The sequence below is a fragment of the Micromonospora sp. NPDC005163 genome (assembly GCF_053599835.1).
The window spans coordinates 19,232-34,544 of the sequence record NZ_JBSFYP010000052.1; the positions used below are offsets into that span (position 1 = coordinate 19,232).

The following is a 15,313-nucleotide window of genomic DNA, read 5'->3' on the forward strand; positions in this document are numbered from 1 at the left end:
GCCGTCGGGCGGTTGTGGTGCGGGCGGCGCACACTTGATCCCATGGCGATTCCCCTCCCCACACCCGCCGCGGTGGTCGGCCTGACCCGCTCCGCCCTCGACCAGACGCTCGGCTCGGCCGCCTCGCTCGCCGCCGTGCCCGCCCGCGCGTTCGCGGTGCTGGACGGGGTGGAGGCGCTGCTGGCCCGGATCAACGGCGTCGTCGATCGGATCGAGACGACGTTGGACCGGACCGACCAGGTGCTCACCGACGCCGAGACGGCGGTCCGTGAGGTGGCCGTGATCAGCGCCGCCGCGACCACCGCCATCGACACCGCCACCGAGGTGGCGACGGCCGCGGCCGTGGTGGTCCGGGAGGCCGATCAGGTCGCCCGCCGGGCCGGGACGGTGGTCGCCGAGGCCGAGACGGTCGCCGGCCGGGCCGCGGCCACCGTGGGCACCGCTTCCGAGGCGGCGGCCACGGCGGCCGAGTTGCTGGCGGCGTACGAGCCGGCACTGCGGCGGGCCGCGCCGATGGCGGGGCGGTTCGTCGGGGAGCTGAGCCACGAGGAGGTCACCGCGGCGATCCGCCTGATCGACGAGCTGCCCAAGCTCAAGCAGCACCTGACGGCGGACATTCTGCCGATCCTGGCCACCCTGGACCGGGTCGGGCCGGACCTGCACGATCTGCTCGACGTCACCCGCGACCTCAAGCTCGCCGTTGCCGGTATCCCGGGCCTGGGCATGCTGCGCCGGCGGGGCGAGAAGCTCAGCGACGATCTGGTCGGCTGAGCCTCGCCGGCCCGCCCGGTCAGCAGTCGCAGGTGATCGACGCGCGTGGCGCGGTCAGGTCGTCGAACTGGGCGCCGAACCTTTCGCACCGGGGCGGCGGCCGACCGGCCAGCGTAGCGCGGGTGGGCTCAGCCCGGGGCGTACAGCTCGTCGATCTCGGCGCGGCGGGGCAGCGCCACCGAGGCGCCGAGCCGGCGCACGCAGGCCGCGCCGGCCGCCGACGCCCAGCGCACCGCGTCGACCAGGTCGCGTCCCTCGCCCCAGCCGACGGCCAGCGCGGCGGTGAACGCGTCGCCGGCCGCGGTGGAGTCGACCACGTCGACCCGGACGGCGGGCACGTGCACCTCGGTGCCCTCGCGGTCGACGTACCAGGCGCCCTCACCACCGAGGGTGAGCACGGCCCGGGGCACCAGGTCGAGCAGCGCCCGTGGCTCGTCCCGACCCCGGCCGGTGAACGTCTGCGCCTCGCCCTCGTTGACGACGAGCACGTCCACCGCGGCGAGCAGCTCCGGTGGGAGGTCCCGGGCCGGGGCGGCGTTCAGGATGACCCGGGTGCCGGCGGCGCGGGCGGCCACCGCGGCGGAGGCCACGGTCTGCACCGGGATCTCCAGCTGGGCGATCAGGACATCGGCCCCGCGTACCGTGGCCAGTTCGTCCTCGGTCAGGCCGGTCAACGCGTCGTTCGCGCCGGGGGTCACCACGATGGCGTTCTCCCCCTGCGCGTTGACCATCACCAGCGCCACCCCGGACGCGCCGTAGACCACCCGCAGTTGGCCGGTGTCCACGCCGGCGGCGGTAATGCGGGCCTTGAGGGTGACGCCGAACGCGTCGGAGCCGATCGCGCCGAGGAAGGCGCTGGAGGCGCCGGCCCTGGCCGCGGCGACGGCCTGGTTGGCGCCCTTGCCGCCGGGCACCATCACGAAGTCGGTGCCGAGCATCGTCTCGCCCGGCCGGGGCAGCGCGGGCGCCATCGCGACCAGGTCCATGTTGGCGCTGCCCACCACGACCACCCGGGTCTGCGGCACGGTCACCTCCGCCCTGCCGGCGCTCAGGCGGCGCGAGCGGTGTAGCGGTCGCCGGACCGCTCGACCACCAGCGGCAGGCCGAAGGTCTTGGAGAGGTTGTCGCCGGTCAGCGTCTCGGCGAGCAGGCCCTGCGCGACCACCCCGCCCTCCCGCAGCAGCAGCGCGTGGGTGAACCCCGGTGGGATCTCCTCTACATGGTGGGTGACCAGCACCAGGGCCGGGGCGTCCGGGTCGTACGCCAGCTCGGCCAGCCGGGCTACGAGGTCCTCCCGCCCGCCGAGGTCGAGCCCGGCGGCGGGCTCGTCGAGCAGCAGCAGCTCCGGGTCGGTCATCAGCGCGCGGGCGATCTGCACCCGCTTGCGCTCACCCTCGGAGAGGGTGCCGTAGCGGCGCTCGGCGAGACCGCCGATGCCGAGCTGGCTCAGCAGCGCCCGCGCCCGCGCCTCGTCGCCGCGGTCGTAGCTCTCCCGCCAGCGGCCGACCACCGACCAGGCGGCGGTCACCACCACGTCGCTGACCCGCTCGTCGGCGGGCAGGCGCTCGGCGAGCGCGGCGGTGGAGAGCCCGATCCGGGTACGCAGCTCGTTGACGTCGGTGCGGCCGATCCGCTCGCCGAGCACGTGGGCGACACCGGTGGTGGGGTGCAGCCGGCCGGCGGCGAGGTTGAGCAGGGTGGTCTTGCCGGCCCCGTTGGGACCGAGCACCACCCAGCGCTCGTCCAACTCGACCCGCCAGGTCAGATCCTGCAGCAGGGCGGTGCCGGACCGGCGTACGCCGACGCCGTCGAGGCTGACCACCAGATCCGGGTCCACGGGTGCGGCGGCAGGCGCGGCGTTGGCAGCGCCGGGGATCAGGTCACCAGTCACCGGACCATCCAACCACGCACCGCCGTGGTGCCCCCCATGGGCGGCGCCCCGGTCATAGGGTGAGGCGCCGTGTCGTTGATCACCACACCCGGAGGACGGCCCATGCCCCGTCGAGGTACGGAGCCGCGCGGATGAGCGCGGTCATCGAGATCGAGGGTCTGCGCAAGACCTTCCGCAGCCTGCGGAACGGCCGGAGGGTCGCGGTTGACGGGTTCGACCTGCTGGTCGAGGCGGGTCAGATCCACGGGTTCCTGGGTCCGAACGGTTCCGGCAAGACCACCACCCTGCGTGCCCTGCTCGGCCTGGTCCGGGCCGACGGTGGGCGGATGAGTGTGCTCGGTGAGCCGTCACCACAGCTGCTGCCGCGGGTGGCCGGTCGGGTCGGCGCCATCGTGGAGAGCCCGCAGTTCTTCGGCAACTTCACCGGGTACCGCACGCTGCGGCTGCTGGCCCGCGCCGGCGGGGTGCCGATCGCGCGGGTGGACGAGGTACTGGAGACGGTGGGCCTGCGCGACCGGGGCGACGAGCGGGTGAAGGGCTACTCGCTGGGCATGAAGCAGCGACTCGCGGTGGCGTCCGCACTGTTGAAGGACCCGCAGTTGCTCATCCTGGACGAGCCGGCGAACGGGCTGGACCCGGCCGGCATCCGGGAGATGCGGGACCTGATGCGGGCGCTGGCGGCGGCCGGGGTGACGGTGCTGGTGTCCAGTCACATCCTGGGCGAGATCCAGCTGATCTGCGACCACGTCACGATCATTTCCCGGGGCCGGCGGGTGGCGACCGGCCGGGTAAACGAGGTGCTGGCCGGCCACGACCGGCACGAGTTCCTGGTCCGGGTGGCCGAGCCGGAGCGCGCCGTGGAGCTGCTGCACGAGGCCGAGCTGACGGCGCGCGTGGATGGCGCGGCGCTGGTGGTGGGCGGCGTGACCGACCCGACGGTGATCAGCCGGGTGCTCGGTGAACAGGGGCTGTGGGTGGGCGAGCTGACCCCGCTGCGGCCGGATCTGGAGAGCGTCTTCCTGGAGCTGACCGGCGCCGGCGGCCATCCGTCGGTGCCCCGGCAGGTGGACGACTCGGGGCTGCCGCCCGGTGCGGGCGATGCTGTGATCGATCTCGACGTACGGGGAGTGGACGCGTGAACCTGGTCCGTGCCGAGGTGGAGCGGCTGTCCGCGCGTCGCTTCGTGCAGCTCATGGTCGTCCTGCTGGTGCTGGCGTTCGGCGTCACCGCGGCGACCACCCTGGCCGGCTCGCACAAGCCGAGCGCGTTGGAGCTCAGCTCTGCGCGGAACCAGGCCGCCGAGGCGCGGCAGAGCATGGAGAACGAGTACCAGCAGTGCCTGGCCCGACAGAACGGGCTCCCGTCGAGTGACAGCGAGCGGTACTACCCCTCCGACTGCTCGGAGATCGACCCGACGCTGCGGGACCGGCTGCCGATTGCCGCCGACTTCCTCCCCGGAGTGTTCAGCTTCGCCCAGCAGGCCCGCCCGCTGCTCTACTTCCTCATCGCGTTCCTGGTGCTGTTCGGGTTCCTGGTCGGGGCCTCCTACATCGGCGCGGACCTGAATTCCGGCGGCGTGGTGAACCTGCTGCTCTGGCGGCCGCGCCGGATGACGGTGCTCGGCGCGAAGCTGGGCACCCTGCTCGGCGCGGTGCTGGCGCTGGCCCTGGTGGCCTCGGTGGTCTATCTGGCCACGTTCTGGGTCATCGGGCAGACCGCCGGGCTGGGCGGCCCGCTGGGCGGTGACTTCTGGCGCTCCCTCGGGGCGGTGCACGGCCGCGGCCTGGTGCTGGTGTTGCTGGCCAGCGCGCTGGGCTTCGCCATCGCCACGCTGGGGCGGCACACCTCGGCGGCGCTCGGCGCGGTCGCCGCGTACGCGGTGGTCTGGGAGCTGGGCGCCCGGCTGGTGCTGGAGATCGTCGACGCCCGCCGCCCGGACCAGCTGATGCTCTCCAGCTACATCGGGGCGTGGCTCAGCGGTGAGGCGCGGTTCTACGACAGTCAGCTCTGCTCCGGCACAAGAATGGGCATGTACTGCGAGGGTTTCTACTCGCTGACCTGGGCGCCGTCGCTGGTGGTGCTGCTCGTGCTCACCGGCGGGCTGACCGCGGCGGCGTTCGCCGTGTTCCGTCGCCGCGACCTGATCTGAGTCGCGGCCCGGGCCGTCCGCGCTGGTCGGGCGGCCCGGCAGGCCGGGGGTGGTCACGGCAAGAGCTTGCAGCATGCCTGCCAGCGGTGAAATATTTCTTCACATGACTGCCCCAGCGGGCTCAGCCGACGGTGGAGCCGAACACCTCGTCGCGGACGGCGTCCAGTGCGGTGCGCAGCGCACCGCGCAGGATCGGCTCCTCGGTCAGCCCCGTGGGCACCACCCGGGGCCGCACCAGGGTGATCGCTGCGACCTCGTGCTGCACCCGGTCGGCGAGCGCGGCGCAGCCGGCCTGGCCGACCTCCCCGGCGAGCACGACCAGCGGCGGGTCGAGCACCACGCAGGTGCTGGCCACACCGAGCGCGAGCCGGCGGGCGAGTTCGTCGAGCATCGGGGCGCCGGCGTCGCCGGCCGCGACGGCCGCGCGGACCGCGTCGGCGGCGTCGGTGTCCGGGTAGCCGTGCTCGCGTGCCACCGCGCGCACCGAGTCCCCGCCGATCAACTGCTGGAAGGCCGGCTTGGCGCGACGGGAGACGTCACGCGGGATGGGCGCTCCGGGCACCGGCAGGTAGCCGATCTCACCGGCCGCGCCGCTGCTGCCGTGGTGCAGCCGCCCACCCAGCATGATCGCCAAACCGACGCCGGCGCCCACCCAGACCAGCACGAAATCGGCCAGTCCCTGCGCGGCGCCGGACTGCGCCTCGGCCACGGCGGCCAGGTTGACGTCGTTCTCGAAGACCACCGGGGTGTGCAGGTCGTCGCGCAGGGCGGCGAGCAGGCCGTTGTGCCAGCGCGGCAGGTTGAAGGCGAAGGTGATGTCGCCGGTGTGCGGGTCGACCAGACCGGGCGTGCCGAGCACGATCCGCCGTACGCTGCTCAGCTGCGCCTGGGCGCTGCTCGCGGCCTGCACCACGGCGTTGTGCACCACGCCCACCGGGTCGTCGGTGTCCCGGGTGGACTGTTCCACCCGGCCGATCACGGCACCGGTGATGTCGGCGCAGGCGGCCACCACCCGGTCCGGCCCGACGTCGACACCGACCACGTGTGCGCTGCTCGGGCGTACCGCGTAGAGCTGCGCGTTCGGGCCGCGCCCGCCGGCCTGCTCACCGACCCGGGTGACCAGGCCACGCTCCTCCAGTCGCTCGACCAACTGGGAGGCGGTGACCTTGGACAGCCCGGTCAGCTCACCGAGCCTGGCCCGGGTGAGAGGCCCCCGCTCGAGGAGCAGTTCCAGCGCGGCACGGTCGTTGAGCGCCCGCAACAGGCGGGGGGTGCCGGGCAGCCGGGTCGCACTCATGCCACGTCCTCTAGTTTTAGTAAACTTTGCTAACTGTAAACCGACCTGCGAACGGGTAGCCGTAGCGTATCGGCCACCCGGAGGCGGAGCGCTCGGCCGACCCGGCAGGGCGACGACCACCGCCGGTACGACATTCGTACCCGTGGGCACCGAAGGGGGAGATCACGTGGGGCTCGATCCAGGACTGCGCCGGCTCGCGCTCGGCACGCTGCTCGCCGCGTACCCGGGACCGGTCCCCCCGGACTGGGCCGTCGACCTGGTGTCCGACGGGCTGGCCGGGCACACCCTGTTCGGCACCAACGTGCACGACCCGTCCCAGGTGGCGGCGAGCACCGCCGCGCTGCGCGCCGGCCGGGCGGACGTGTTGATCGCCATCGACGAGGAGGGTGGCGACGTGACCCGGCTGGCCCATGCCACCGGCAGCCCGTACCCCGGCAACGCCGCCCTCGGCGCGATCGGCGACGTGGCGCTCACCCGACGGGTCTACCAGGCGATCGGCACCGAGCTGGCCGACCTCGGCATCAACGTCAACCTCGCCCCGACGGTGGACGTGAACAGCGCCGACGACAACCCGGTGATCGGCACCCGGTCGTTCGGCGCGGACCCGGTGCGGGTGGCCGCCCACTCGGCCGCCGCCGTGGCCGGCCTGCAGGCCGCCGGTGTCGCCGCCTGCGCCAAGCACTTCCCCGGCCACGGCGCCACCGTCACCGACTCCCACCACGAGTTGCCCACCGTGGACGTTCCACTGGCCCTGCTGCGCCAGCGGGACCTGCCGCCGTTCGCCGCGGTCGTCGCCGCCGGGGCGCGCGCGGTGATGACCGCGCACATCCGGGTGCCGGCGCTGACCGGCACCGGTCCGGCCACCTTCAGCCGGGCCGTCCTCGTCGACCTGCTGCGCACCGAGTACGGCTTCACCGGCGCCGTCATCACCGACGCGCTGGAAATGAAGGGCGCGGCACTGGCGGCCGGCGGCGTGGGCCCTGCGGCGGTGCGGGCCCTGGCGGCCGGCGCCGACCTGCTCTGTATCGGCGCGAAGGTCGACGCGGAGCTGGTCGAGCGGGTGGTCACCGAGATCGTCGACGCGCTCACCGACGACCGTCTGGCCACCGCCCGCGTCGAGGAGGCGGCCGGCCGCGCCGCCGCGCTCGCCGCCTGGACCCGGACCGCCGGCGAGACGCCGGCCACCCCCGAAACCGATCTGGGGTACGCGGCGGCGCGCCGGGCGGTCCAGGTGGACGGGATCCTCACCGGCCTGGGCCGGCCGCTGGTGGTGCAGCTGCACACCGAGTCCACCATCGCCGAGGGGCGGGTGCCCTGGGGCCTCGGCCCGCACCTGGACGGTGTGCAGGAGATCCGGGTGATCGCCGCCGAGACCGACAGGGCGACGCTGCGCGAGCTGGCGGGTGACCGGCCGATCGTGCTGGTCGGGCGGCACCTGCACCGGCTGCCCGGCGGCCCGGAGCTGATCGCCGGGCTGGCCGCGGAGCATCCGGTGACCGTGGTGGAGATGGGCTGGCCCGCGCAGTGGCGCCCGGCCGGCGTACGCGCCTTCGTCACCACGTACGGCGCGAGCCACGCCAACGGTCGGGCGGCGGCGGAGGCACTCGGCCTGGCGGGCTGAGGCAGACCAATCCGCACTCTGCGTGACCACGCCTCACCGAGCACTCGATGAGCTCCGATCCAGGTCAAGTCCGCTATTCGACACTCCGAACCGACAGCTAGCATCTTGCACCGAGCCTGCTCGATACGTAGCGTGATCGGCACGTACCGGCCCGTTCACCGCGCGGCCGGTCACCCGTCAACCGGGACCTGGGGAAAGGTTGCGGACCGTGGATCCGGCCCGGGATCCACGGTCCGCGCCCTGCGACGGCAGCCTCAGCGCGGATAGACCCCGTAGGCACGCCAGCCCCGGTCCGGGAAGCCGGCTGCCTCCGCGACCCGGGCCGAGGCGTGGTTGTCCCGCTCGTGCAGGTAGGTGGGCACCGCGCCGTCGTCGAGCACCCGCCGGGCCGCCTGCGCCGCCAGCCGGCGGGCGAGACCGCGACCACGCGCGGCGGGCACGGTGCCGATGGCCAGCTCGTGCCCGTACGCGTCGTGCCGCTTTATCCCGGCCCCGGCCAGGTAGTTGCCGTCCGGGTCGCGGACCACCAGCACCGGCCGGTCGAACAGCCGCAGCCAGGGCGGCAGCCCGGGGGCCGTCGACTCGGTCCACTCCCCCACGTCGGACAGCGGCGCGGGAGCCAGGGTCCACCGAAAGGGGCCGTCGTGCACGCACCAGTCGGGCAGCCCGACGGTCTCCGGCAGCGCCGGAAGCAGCCGGTCCGGCGTATGGCGGGCCAGAGCGCGGACCGCCGCCAACCGGTCCGGCGGCACGGAGAGCACGGCGCTCTGCCCGGTGTCCACGGCGAGCGCCGGGCGCAGCCGGCCATCCCAGGCCGGTTTCGCCCGGCGGTGCGAGGCGATCACGTGCAGCCCCGCGGGGGCCGGCCACTGGCCTAGCCAGGTGGCCAGGTGCAGCTGGAGCCGTCGGTCGAGCACGTGCACCTCCCCCCGTCAGCCGGCCCGTCGTGGATCACCGTACGCCGGGCGGCCTCGGCGGGCGGACGATCCCTACGACGCCGCCGGAGCGTTGGGGTGATGTCCGCCGTGGTGGTGCTGGTGCACCGCCGCGTGGCCCCTCCCGCGGACGATCAGGGCCCGGTTCACCGGCACCGTGACCACGAAGGCCACCGCCAAAGCGCCGGCCAGGCTGCCCCAGAACAGCGGGTCGGTGAGGCCGGCCCGCATGGCGCCCGGCACGGCGAGCATGACCCCGTTGTCCACCAGCTCCATCACGGCAATGCTGACCGTGTCGGCGACCAGGGCCACCCGGATCGCCCGCGCCAGCGGCAGGCCGGAACGGAGCACCGGGCGAACCGTCAACGCGTAGCCGAAGAGGAACGCCAGCGCGACGGCGAGGGCGATGGTGGCCGGGTCGGACCAGCCGAGCGCGGTGCCGACGACCATGCCGAGCACCTCACCGATGGCGCAGCCGGTGAGGCAGTGCAGGGTCGCGGCGATGGCCAGACGGGTGGGATTCGCGTTCTCCATGCTCGGCATCGCATACCCCCAGGGGGTATCAAATCCAGCGACGCGGATCACTTCGCCACGACCCGGAACCAGTCAGACTGATCGACCGTCATAGGTATTTCCATACATGGACACCTTTGTTTGGGACGGTATGGTCATGCCGATTCAGCCGAACGACCGCTACCAGCAGGACCCCGAGCGACTCTGGCGGGCAGCGGAGGCCGCCGGACGTTTCCCGGCCCAGCCGCGGTACCGCGGGACCCGCACGACGGGTGTCGCGCGGGCCGTGCCGTGGGCGGTGCTGAACAAGTTGCCGGCCGGCAGCTCCAGCCGGCGAGGCCTCAACACCCGCTGACCCGGTCCGCACCCGGTTGCGACACACCCGGGCCGTCCAGCGCTGGCATTCGCACACCTGTCGGGTAATTTCTTCTGGTCCGGCACCCCGGCCTACGACAGGAGAAGCTCCGCGCATGGGCAAGAAGACGATCCACGTCTCCGACTTCACCGGTACGGTCCTGCAGGACGACGACGAGGTGGTCCGCGTCGTCGTCCTGGAGCACCCGGACCTGGTCGCCGGGCCCGTGCAACTGGACGCCACCCCGGCCGAGGTGGAGAACATCGACGACGCCGCGCTGGACGTCGCGGTGGTCGAGATCCACGACCGGCACGGCGGCGGCGAGCCGCGCCGGGTGGTGCTGACCGCCAGCGAGTTCGACGCGATGGCGACCGACGTGCCGATGGCGCAGCTGCTGAAGACGGCCGAGCGGGTCCGCCCGCCGAAGGCCCGCAAGAGCGCCGAGAGGATCGACTACGGCACGCTGGAGCACGCCGGCAAGCCGCACCGGGGACGGGTCACCGAGGAGGAGGCCCGACTGGTGCGCGAGCAGCTCGACGAGGTCAACAAGCGCCTCGCCGACGCGGGCGTGCGCCAGATCGACCCTGCCGATCCGGAGCACGCCCTGCGTTACGGCTTCCCGACGCCCTGATCGCGGGAGGTCACTTCTGCGCGACGGCCGCGGCGAGGGCGGCGGCCAGGTCGGCCTCGACGGTCGCCTTCTCCAGGCCGAGGTCGGTCAGCACACCCGCGCCATCCTCCTGCTCCAGCAGGGCGAGCAGGATGTGCTCGGTGCCGATGTAGTTGTGCCCGAGCCGCAGCGCCTCCCGGAAGGTCAGCTCCAGGGCCTTCTTGCCGCGCGCGTCGTACGGGATGAGGTCCGGGACCTGGTCGGCCGGGGGCGGTAGGGCGGCACCCACCGCCTCCCGCACCGCCTCCGGGGAGGCGCCTCGACCAGCCATCACCTTGGCCGCCAGCCCGTCCGGCTCGGCCAGCAGGCCCAGCACCAGGTGTTCGGGGCCGATTTCGGCGTGGCCGCTGGCGCGGGCCTCCTCCTGCGAGGCGACCACGACGTTGCGGGCCCGGGTAGTGAACCGCCCGAAGCCGGCGTTCGGGTCGAGGGCCGCCGCGTCGGTCGAGGCCTTCGGCACGAAGCGCTTCTGCGCGGCCTGCTTGCTGACCCCCATGCTGCGGCCGATGTCGGTCCAGGAGGCGCCCGAGCGCCGGGCCTGGTCGACGAAGTGACCGATCAGGTGGTCGGCCACGTCACCCAGGTGGTCGGCGGCGATCACCGCGTCGGTGAGCTGGTCGAGCGCGTCGGTGTGCGCCTTCTTGATCGCCTGGATCAGGTCGTCGAGGCGAACCGGATTGGTCATCTGGAGAGGATCCGTCATGCGTCAACCATAGGTTGACGCATCCTCATCGTCAACCTCAAGTTGACGACCAACGCACCCTCGACCACATGATGCTCGGCAGCCGCTCGGCGACTGCTGAGCATCAGGCGATCAGGCTCGGCGTCTGTCAGCCCCAGTTCTGCGGGGCCAGCTGCCGCGTGGTGACGTTGATCCGGTTGAAGAAGTTGGTCGTTGCCACCCAGAGCACGATCGCCGCGAGCTCCTTCTCGCCGAAGTGCCGTGCCGCCTCAGCCCAGATGGCGTCGGGCACAGCGTCGGCCTGGTCGGCGAGCCGGGTGGCGGCCTCCGCGAGCGCGAGCGCCGCCCGCTCCGCCTCGGTGAAGTACGGGGTCTCCCGCCAGGCGGCCACCGCGAACAGCCGCTCCTCGGTCTCCCCCGCCTTCCGGGCGCCCCGGGCGCCGGCGTCGACGCACGGGCCGCACCCGTTGATCTGGCTGGCCCGCAGGTGCACCAGCTCCAGAGTGCTGCCCGGCACCCCGGCCGAGTGGGCGGCCCGGTAGAGCAGGTTGATCGCCTTCACGGCGTCCGGCAGCAGACCGGCGGGGTTCTGTATGCGCGGTTCGATGATCATGTCGGTCGTCCCGTCTTGTTAGGCTGCCCGGCGTGCGTCGCGGTACGACGTCCCCGGCTGTCACTGGGATGTCGGCCGGCACGTCGCTGGTGTGACAGATGTGGCGGCGGTCACAGGACGCCCAGGTGCACGGGGGTGGGAAGGTCATGATCGAGGCGGATCTGCTGGCCCGGCGCTTCGAGGAGAACCGCTCGCGGCTACGGGCGGTCGCCCACCGCATGCTGGGCTCCGACGCGGAGGCCGAGGATGCCGTCCAGGACACCTGGTTGCGGCTCAGTCGCGCCGATGTCGCGGGCATCGACAACCTGCCCGGGTGGTTGACGACCACGGTCGGCCGGGTCTGCCTGGACCGGCTGCGAGCGCGCACCGCCCATCCGGAGCAGCCATGGGACACCGCCGCACCGGAGCCCGACCCGACCGACGCCGCCCCGGTCGACCCGGAGCGTGCGGCCATGCTGACCGAGTCGGTCGGCCGGGCGCTCCTGGTCGTCCTGGACACCCTCGCGCCGACCGAACGGTTCGTGCTCGTCCTGCACGACATGTTCGCGGTCTCGTTCGAGGAGATCGCCGCGGTGGTCGACCGCAGTCCCGCAGCCGTCCGCCAGATCGCCAGCCGGGCACGCCGCAGGGTGCACCAGGGCGGCACGGTTCGGGAGACCGACCCGGCCCGCCAGCGGCAAGTGGTCGAGGCCTTCCTCGCCGCCTCGCGTGAGGGCCGCTTCGACGACCTGGTCAGTCTGCTCGACCCGCACGTCGTGATGTGCGCCGATCCGGTGGCCGCGAGCATGGGTTCGGCCGCCGAGACGCACGGCTCGGCCGTCATCGCCGGCTTCTTCAACGGCCGCGCCCAGGGAGCGACGCCGGCGTACGTCGACGGCCTGCCAGGGGCGGTCGTGGAGCGCGGCGGCGGTGTCCGGCTCGCGCTCAGCTTCATCGTCACCGACCGGATCATCGGCATCGAGGTCGTGGCTGACCCGGCACAGCTCGCGACGCTCGACCTGGTCGTCGGATAGGCCGAGCGGCGGCAGGTGGGCGCGTCGTTTACCGTGGGCTCCGGTCTGGCGGTTCACCTGCGAAGGGGGCGGCTGTGCGTCTACACGTGGGATGCGCGATGTGGACCCACAGGTCGTGGCAGGGCCGTCTGCTGGCGCATCCCCTTCCGCCACAGGAGCGCCTACGGCACTACGCCAGTTGGTGCGACGCGGTCGAGGGAAACACGACGTTCTACGCGACTCCGGCCCGGGACACGGTGGCGTCCTGGGCCGCGCAGACGGATCCCGACTTCCGGTTCGTCCTGAAGCTCCCCAAGATCGTCACCCACGAAGGCCGGCTCACCGGTGCCGACGAGCCGCTGCGCGCCTTCCTGGACGCCATCGAGCCGCTCGGCCCACGCGCCCATGCCCTGTGGATCCAGTTGCCGGGGTCGTTCTCGCCCGCCGACGTCCCGACCCTGAGCCGCTTCCTGAGCCGGCTCCCCCGGTCCCACCGGTACGCCGTCGAGGTCCGCCATCCCGCGTTCTTCACCGACCCCCGCGCGACGCGGCTCCTGGTGGAGACCCTCACCGCCGCGGCCGCGGAGTGGGTCCCCTTCGACACCACCGCGTTCTTCGCCAGCCCGCCCACCAGCGACGCGGAGCGGGACGCCTGGCTCAAGAAGCCCCGGGTGCCGCTCCGTTCGCTCGCGCTGACCGACCGTCCGATCGTCCGCTACCTCGGCCGCGACGACACCACGCGGACGGTTGAGGGGTGGCAGCGCTGGGTCGACGTCGTCGCCGGATGGCTCCGCGAGGGGCGCTCGCCGACGATGTTCGTCCACACCCCGGACAACGCCGACGCGCCCGTGCTCGCCCGCCGCTTCCACGATGAGGTCCGAGCGCGCGTACCGGAGCTCGACGCGCTACCCGAGCCGATACCGGTCGAGCCCCTGACCCTGTTCTGACCCGGCGGTCGTGGTCATTGCTGATCGTCGAGGAGACCGTCGAGGTGGACCGCCGTGCTGATCAGCGAGAGATGGCTGAACGCCTGCGGGAAGTTGCCGATCTGCTCACCGTCGGGGGCGATCTCCTCCGAGTAGAGGCCCAGTGAGCTGCTGTAGGTGAGCATCTTCTCGAAGGTCAGCCGTGCCTCGTCGAGCCGTCCGGAGTCCGCGAGGGCCTGGACGTACCAGAAGCTGCACATGCTGAAGGTGCCCTCGGTGCCCGCCACGCCGTCCGGCGAGGCGGTCGGGTCGTAGCGGTAGACGAGGCTGTCGGAGACCAGTTCGGCGTCCATCGCCCGCAGCGTCGACTCCCACATCGGGTCGGTCGGCGAGATGAAGCCGACCGTGGGCATCGCGAGCAGCGACGCGTCCAGGATGTGCGTGCGGTAGTGCTGCACGAACGCGCGACGGTCGGTGTGGAAGCCGCGCGCCATGACCTGCTCGTAGATGGCGTTGCGTTCGGTCGTCCAGCGGGTGGTGTCGCCGGGCCGCCCGAGGCGGTGCGCGAGGCGGATGGCGCGGTCGAGCGCCACCCAGCACATCATCCGCCCGTAGGTGAAGTCCTGCCGGCCGGACCGGGTCTCCCAGATGCCGTCCTCGGGCTGGTTCCAGTTCTCGCAGAGCCAGTCCATCAGCCCTGCGGCCTTCCGCCACCCCTCGTGCGGGGCGATCAGCCCGTTCCGGTCGGCGAACTCCAACGAGTTGAGCGCCTCGCCGTAGATGTCGAGTTGCAGCTGACCCGCCGCGTCGTTGCCCACCCGCACCGGCGCCGAGCCGCGGTACCCCTCCAGGTGGTCCAGCACCTCCTCGGCGAGGTCCGGTGAGCCGTCGATCCGGTACATGACCTGCAGGGGCACATCGCCGTTCGTGGCGTCGCGGATGCGCGCCTCGAGCCAGAACAGATACCTCCGGGCCTCGTCGGTGAAGCCCAGGCCGAGTAGCGCGTACACCGAGATGGACGCGTCCCGGACCCACGTGAAGCGATAGTCCCAGTTCCGCGGCCCGCCGACCTGCTCCGGCAGCCCCGCGGTGGGGGCGGCGACCAGTGCGCCGGTCGGGGCGTACGTCATCAGCTTGAGCGTCATCGCCGACCGCTCGACCATCTCCCTCCAGCGGCCCGTGTAGCGGGATCCGCCCACCCACCGCCGCCAGAAGTCGCGGGTCTCGGCGAGCAGTTCGCAGGCCTCGTCCGTGCTGATCGCTCGGGGCGCGTGCGGGCAGGCGGTATCCAGGACCACGCCGCCGACGTCCCCCTCGTGCAGCGTGTACACCGCGGACACACCCTCCCCGTCGCGCCGGATGTCCCTGGCGTCGACCAACCGTTCCGTGTTCTTGAGAGGGGTGAGGGTGAGGGTGAGAGTCGAACTGCGGAAGACGTCGCCCTCCGGGTGCACTTCGAGCTCGTACGAATCGCGCCCGTAGTTGAAGCGGGGGCGGCAGTCGAAGCGGAACGGCATGCTCCCCCGGACCATCCGGATCAGCCGGACCAACCGGTGCCGGTCGGTGACCTGCTCGCCGGTGACGGGCATGAAGTCCACCACCTCGCCCACACCGTCGGCGCTGTGGAAGCGGGTGATCAGGATCGCCGTACCGGGCAGGTAGAGCTGTTTGCTGGTGTACGCGATGCCGTCCGGTGAGAGCTGGAAGTGGCCGCCCTTGCGGCGGTCCAGCAAGGCGCCGAAGAGGCTCGGCGAGTCGAAGCGCGGCGCGCAGAACCAGTCGATCGTGCCGTCCTTGCTGACCAGCGCTGCGGTCTGCAGATCACCGATCAGCCCGTGCTCCCCTACCCCCGGATAGCCTTCCACGCTGGTCCCCCCCGGAACGCCGACGGCGGCGAC

Annotated in this window: 16 protein-coding genes; 8 read left to right on the plus strand and 8 right to left on the minus strand. The window is 72.7% G+C overall.

The features are described 5' to 3' along the window. The first annotated feature begins 42 nt into the window (after positions 1 to 42). Positions 43 to 771, plus strand: coding sequence for a hypothetical protein (locus tag ACWD6N_RS27845; protein ID WP_387326902.1), 729 nt, complete (start codon positions 43 to 45; stop codon positions 769 to 771). Between the two features lie 128 nt (positions 772 to 899). On the opposite strand, the gene ACWD6N_RS27850 is transcribed toward ACWD6N_RS27845, so the two are convergent. Beyond that, the gene (locus ACWD6N_RS27850) at positions 900 to 1,796 is read right to left on the minus strand and encodes a ribokinase (protein ID WP_354967038.1); all 897 of its coding nucleotides are present in this window, start codon (positions 1,794 to 1,796) and stop codon (positions 900 to 902) included. A gap of 23 nt (positions 1,797 to 1,819) precedes the next feature. After that, positions 1,820 to 2,662 (minus strand): ABC transporter ATP-binding protein, encoded by an 843-nt coding sequence (locus ACWD6N_RS27855; RefSeq protein ID WP_354967039.1) that lies wholly within the window; start codon positions 2,660 to 2,662, stop codon positions 1,820 to 1,822. A 131-nt stretch (positions 2,663 to 2,793) separates the two neighbouring features. On the opposite strand from ACWD6N_RS27855, the gene ACWD6N_RS27860 reads away from it, so the two are divergent. Together ACWD6N_RS27860 and ACWD6N_RS27865 are read left to right on the plus strand one after the other, a co-directional pair. Next, complete coding sequence (locus ACWD6N_RS27860; protein ID WP_450005284.1) at positions 2,794 to 3,801, plus strand: ABC transporter ATP-binding protein; 1,008 nt, start codon at positions 2,794 to 2,796, stop codon at positions 3,799 to 3,801. Next, positions 3,798 to 4,811 (plus strand): ABC transporter permease subunit, encoded by a 1,014-nt coding sequence (locus ACWD6N_RS27865; RefSeq protein WP_354967041.1) that lies wholly within the window; start codon positions 3,798 to 3,800, stop codon positions 4,809 to 4,811. Before ACWD6N_RS27860 ends, ACWD6N_RS27865 begins: the two co-directional genes overlap by 4 nt. Before the next feature lie 121 nt (positions 4,812 to 4,932). Here ACWD6N_RS27865 and ACWD6N_RS27870 read toward each other — a convergent pair whose 3' ends face one another. Beyond that, on the minus strand, positions 4,933 to 6,108 hold the full coding sequence (locus tag ACWD6N_RS27870) for an ROK family transcriptional regulator (RefSeq protein WP_450005285.1): 1,176 nt from the start codon (positions 6,106 to 6,108) through the stop codon (positions 4,933 to 4,935). A 166-nt stretch (positions 6,109 to 6,274) separates the two neighbouring features. Between ACWD6N_RS27870 and ACWD6N_RS27875 the strand changes: the two genes are divergently transcribed. Next, positions 6,275 to 7,729, plus strand: a complete 1,455-nt coding sequence (locus ACWD6N_RS27875) for a glycoside hydrolase family 3 N-terminal domain-containing protein (RefSeq protein WP_450005286.1) — start codon at positions 6,275 to 6,277, stop codon at positions 7,727 to 7,729. A gap of 254 nt (positions 7,730 to 7,983) precedes the next feature. Here the strand turns inward: ACWD6N_RS27875 and ACWD6N_RS27880 are convergent, their stop codons facing one another. After that, positions 7,984 to 8,646 carry a GNAT family N-acetyltransferase gene (locus ACWD6N_RS27880; protein WP_450005287.1) on the minus strand — a complete coding sequence of 221 codons (663 nt, stop codon included), beginning with the start codon at positions 8,644 to 8,646 and terminating at the stop codon, positions 7,984 to 7,986. Positions 8,647 to 8,718: 72 nt separating this feature from the next. After that, positions 8,719 to 9,198: a DUF4396 domain-containing protein gene (locus ACWD6N_RS27885; RefSeq protein ID WP_450005288.1), complete on the minus strand. Its 480-nt coding sequence runs from the start codon at positions 9,196 to 9,198 to the stop codon at positions 8,719 to 8,721. Positions 9,199 to 9,334: 136 nt separating this feature from the next. On the opposite strand from ACWD6N_RS27885, the gene ACWD6N_RS27890 reads away from it, so the two are divergent. Together ACWD6N_RS27890 and ACWD6N_RS27895 are read left to right on the plus strand one after the other, a co-directional pair. After that, complete coding sequence (locus tag ACWD6N_RS27890) at positions 9,335 to 9,532, plus strand: DNA repair protein (RefSeq protein ID WP_354967046.1); 198 nt, start codon at positions 9,335 to 9,337, stop codon at positions 9,530 to 9,532. A gap of 115 nt (positions 9,533 to 9,647) precedes the next feature. Beyond that, positions 9,648 to 10,163 (plus strand): hypothetical protein, encoded by a 516-nt coding sequence (locus ACWD6N_RS27895; protein WP_450005289.1) that lies wholly within the window; start codon positions 9,648 to 9,650, stop codon positions 10,161 to 10,163. 10 nt (positions 10,164 to 10,173) lie between these two features. On the opposite strand, the gene ACWD6N_RS27900 is transcribed toward ACWD6N_RS27895, so the two are convergent. Continuing rightward, the gene (locus tag ACWD6N_RS27900; protein ID WP_450005290.1) at positions 10,174 to 10,905 is read right to left on the minus strand and encodes a Clp protease N-terminal domain-containing protein; all 732 of its coding nucleotides are present in this window, start codon (positions 10,903 to 10,905) and stop codon (positions 10,174 to 10,176) included. A gap of 127 nt (positions 10,906 to 11,032) precedes the next feature. After that, positions 11,033 to 11,497: a carboxymuconolactone decarboxylase family protein gene (locus tag ACWD6N_RS27905; protein ID WP_354967049.1), complete on the minus strand. Its 465-nt coding sequence runs from the start codon at positions 11,495 to 11,497 to the stop codon at positions 11,033 to 11,035. Positions 11,498 to 11,643: 146 nt separating this feature from the next. On the opposite strand from ACWD6N_RS27905, the gene ACWD6N_RS27910 reads away from it, so the two are divergent. Then, positions 11,644 to 12,510 carry a sigma-70 family RNA polymerase sigma factor gene (locus ACWD6N_RS27910; RefSeq protein WP_450005291.1) on the plus strand — a complete coding sequence of 289 codons (867 nt, stop codon included), beginning with the start codon at positions 11,644 to 11,646 and terminating at the stop codon, positions 12,508 to 12,510. Positions 12,511 to 12,608: 98 nt separating this feature from the next. Next, on the plus strand, positions 12,609 to 13,436 hold the full coding sequence (locus tag ACWD6N_RS27915) for a DUF72 domain-containing protein (RefSeq protein ID WP_354967051.1): 828 nt from the start codon (positions 12,609 to 12,611) through the stop codon (positions 13,434 to 13,436). Between the two features lie 14 nt (positions 13,437 to 13,450). Here ACWD6N_RS27915 and ACWD6N_RS27920 read toward each other — a convergent pair whose 3' ends face one another. Continuing rightward, positions 13,451 to 15,280 (minus strand): glycoside hydrolase family 15 protein, encoded by a 1,830-nt coding sequence (locus tag ACWD6N_RS27920; RefSeq protein ID WP_354967052.1) that lies wholly within the window; start codon positions 15,278 to 15,280, stop codon positions 13,451 to 13,453. Between the last annotated feature and the right edge of the window lie 33 nt (positions 15,281 to 15,313).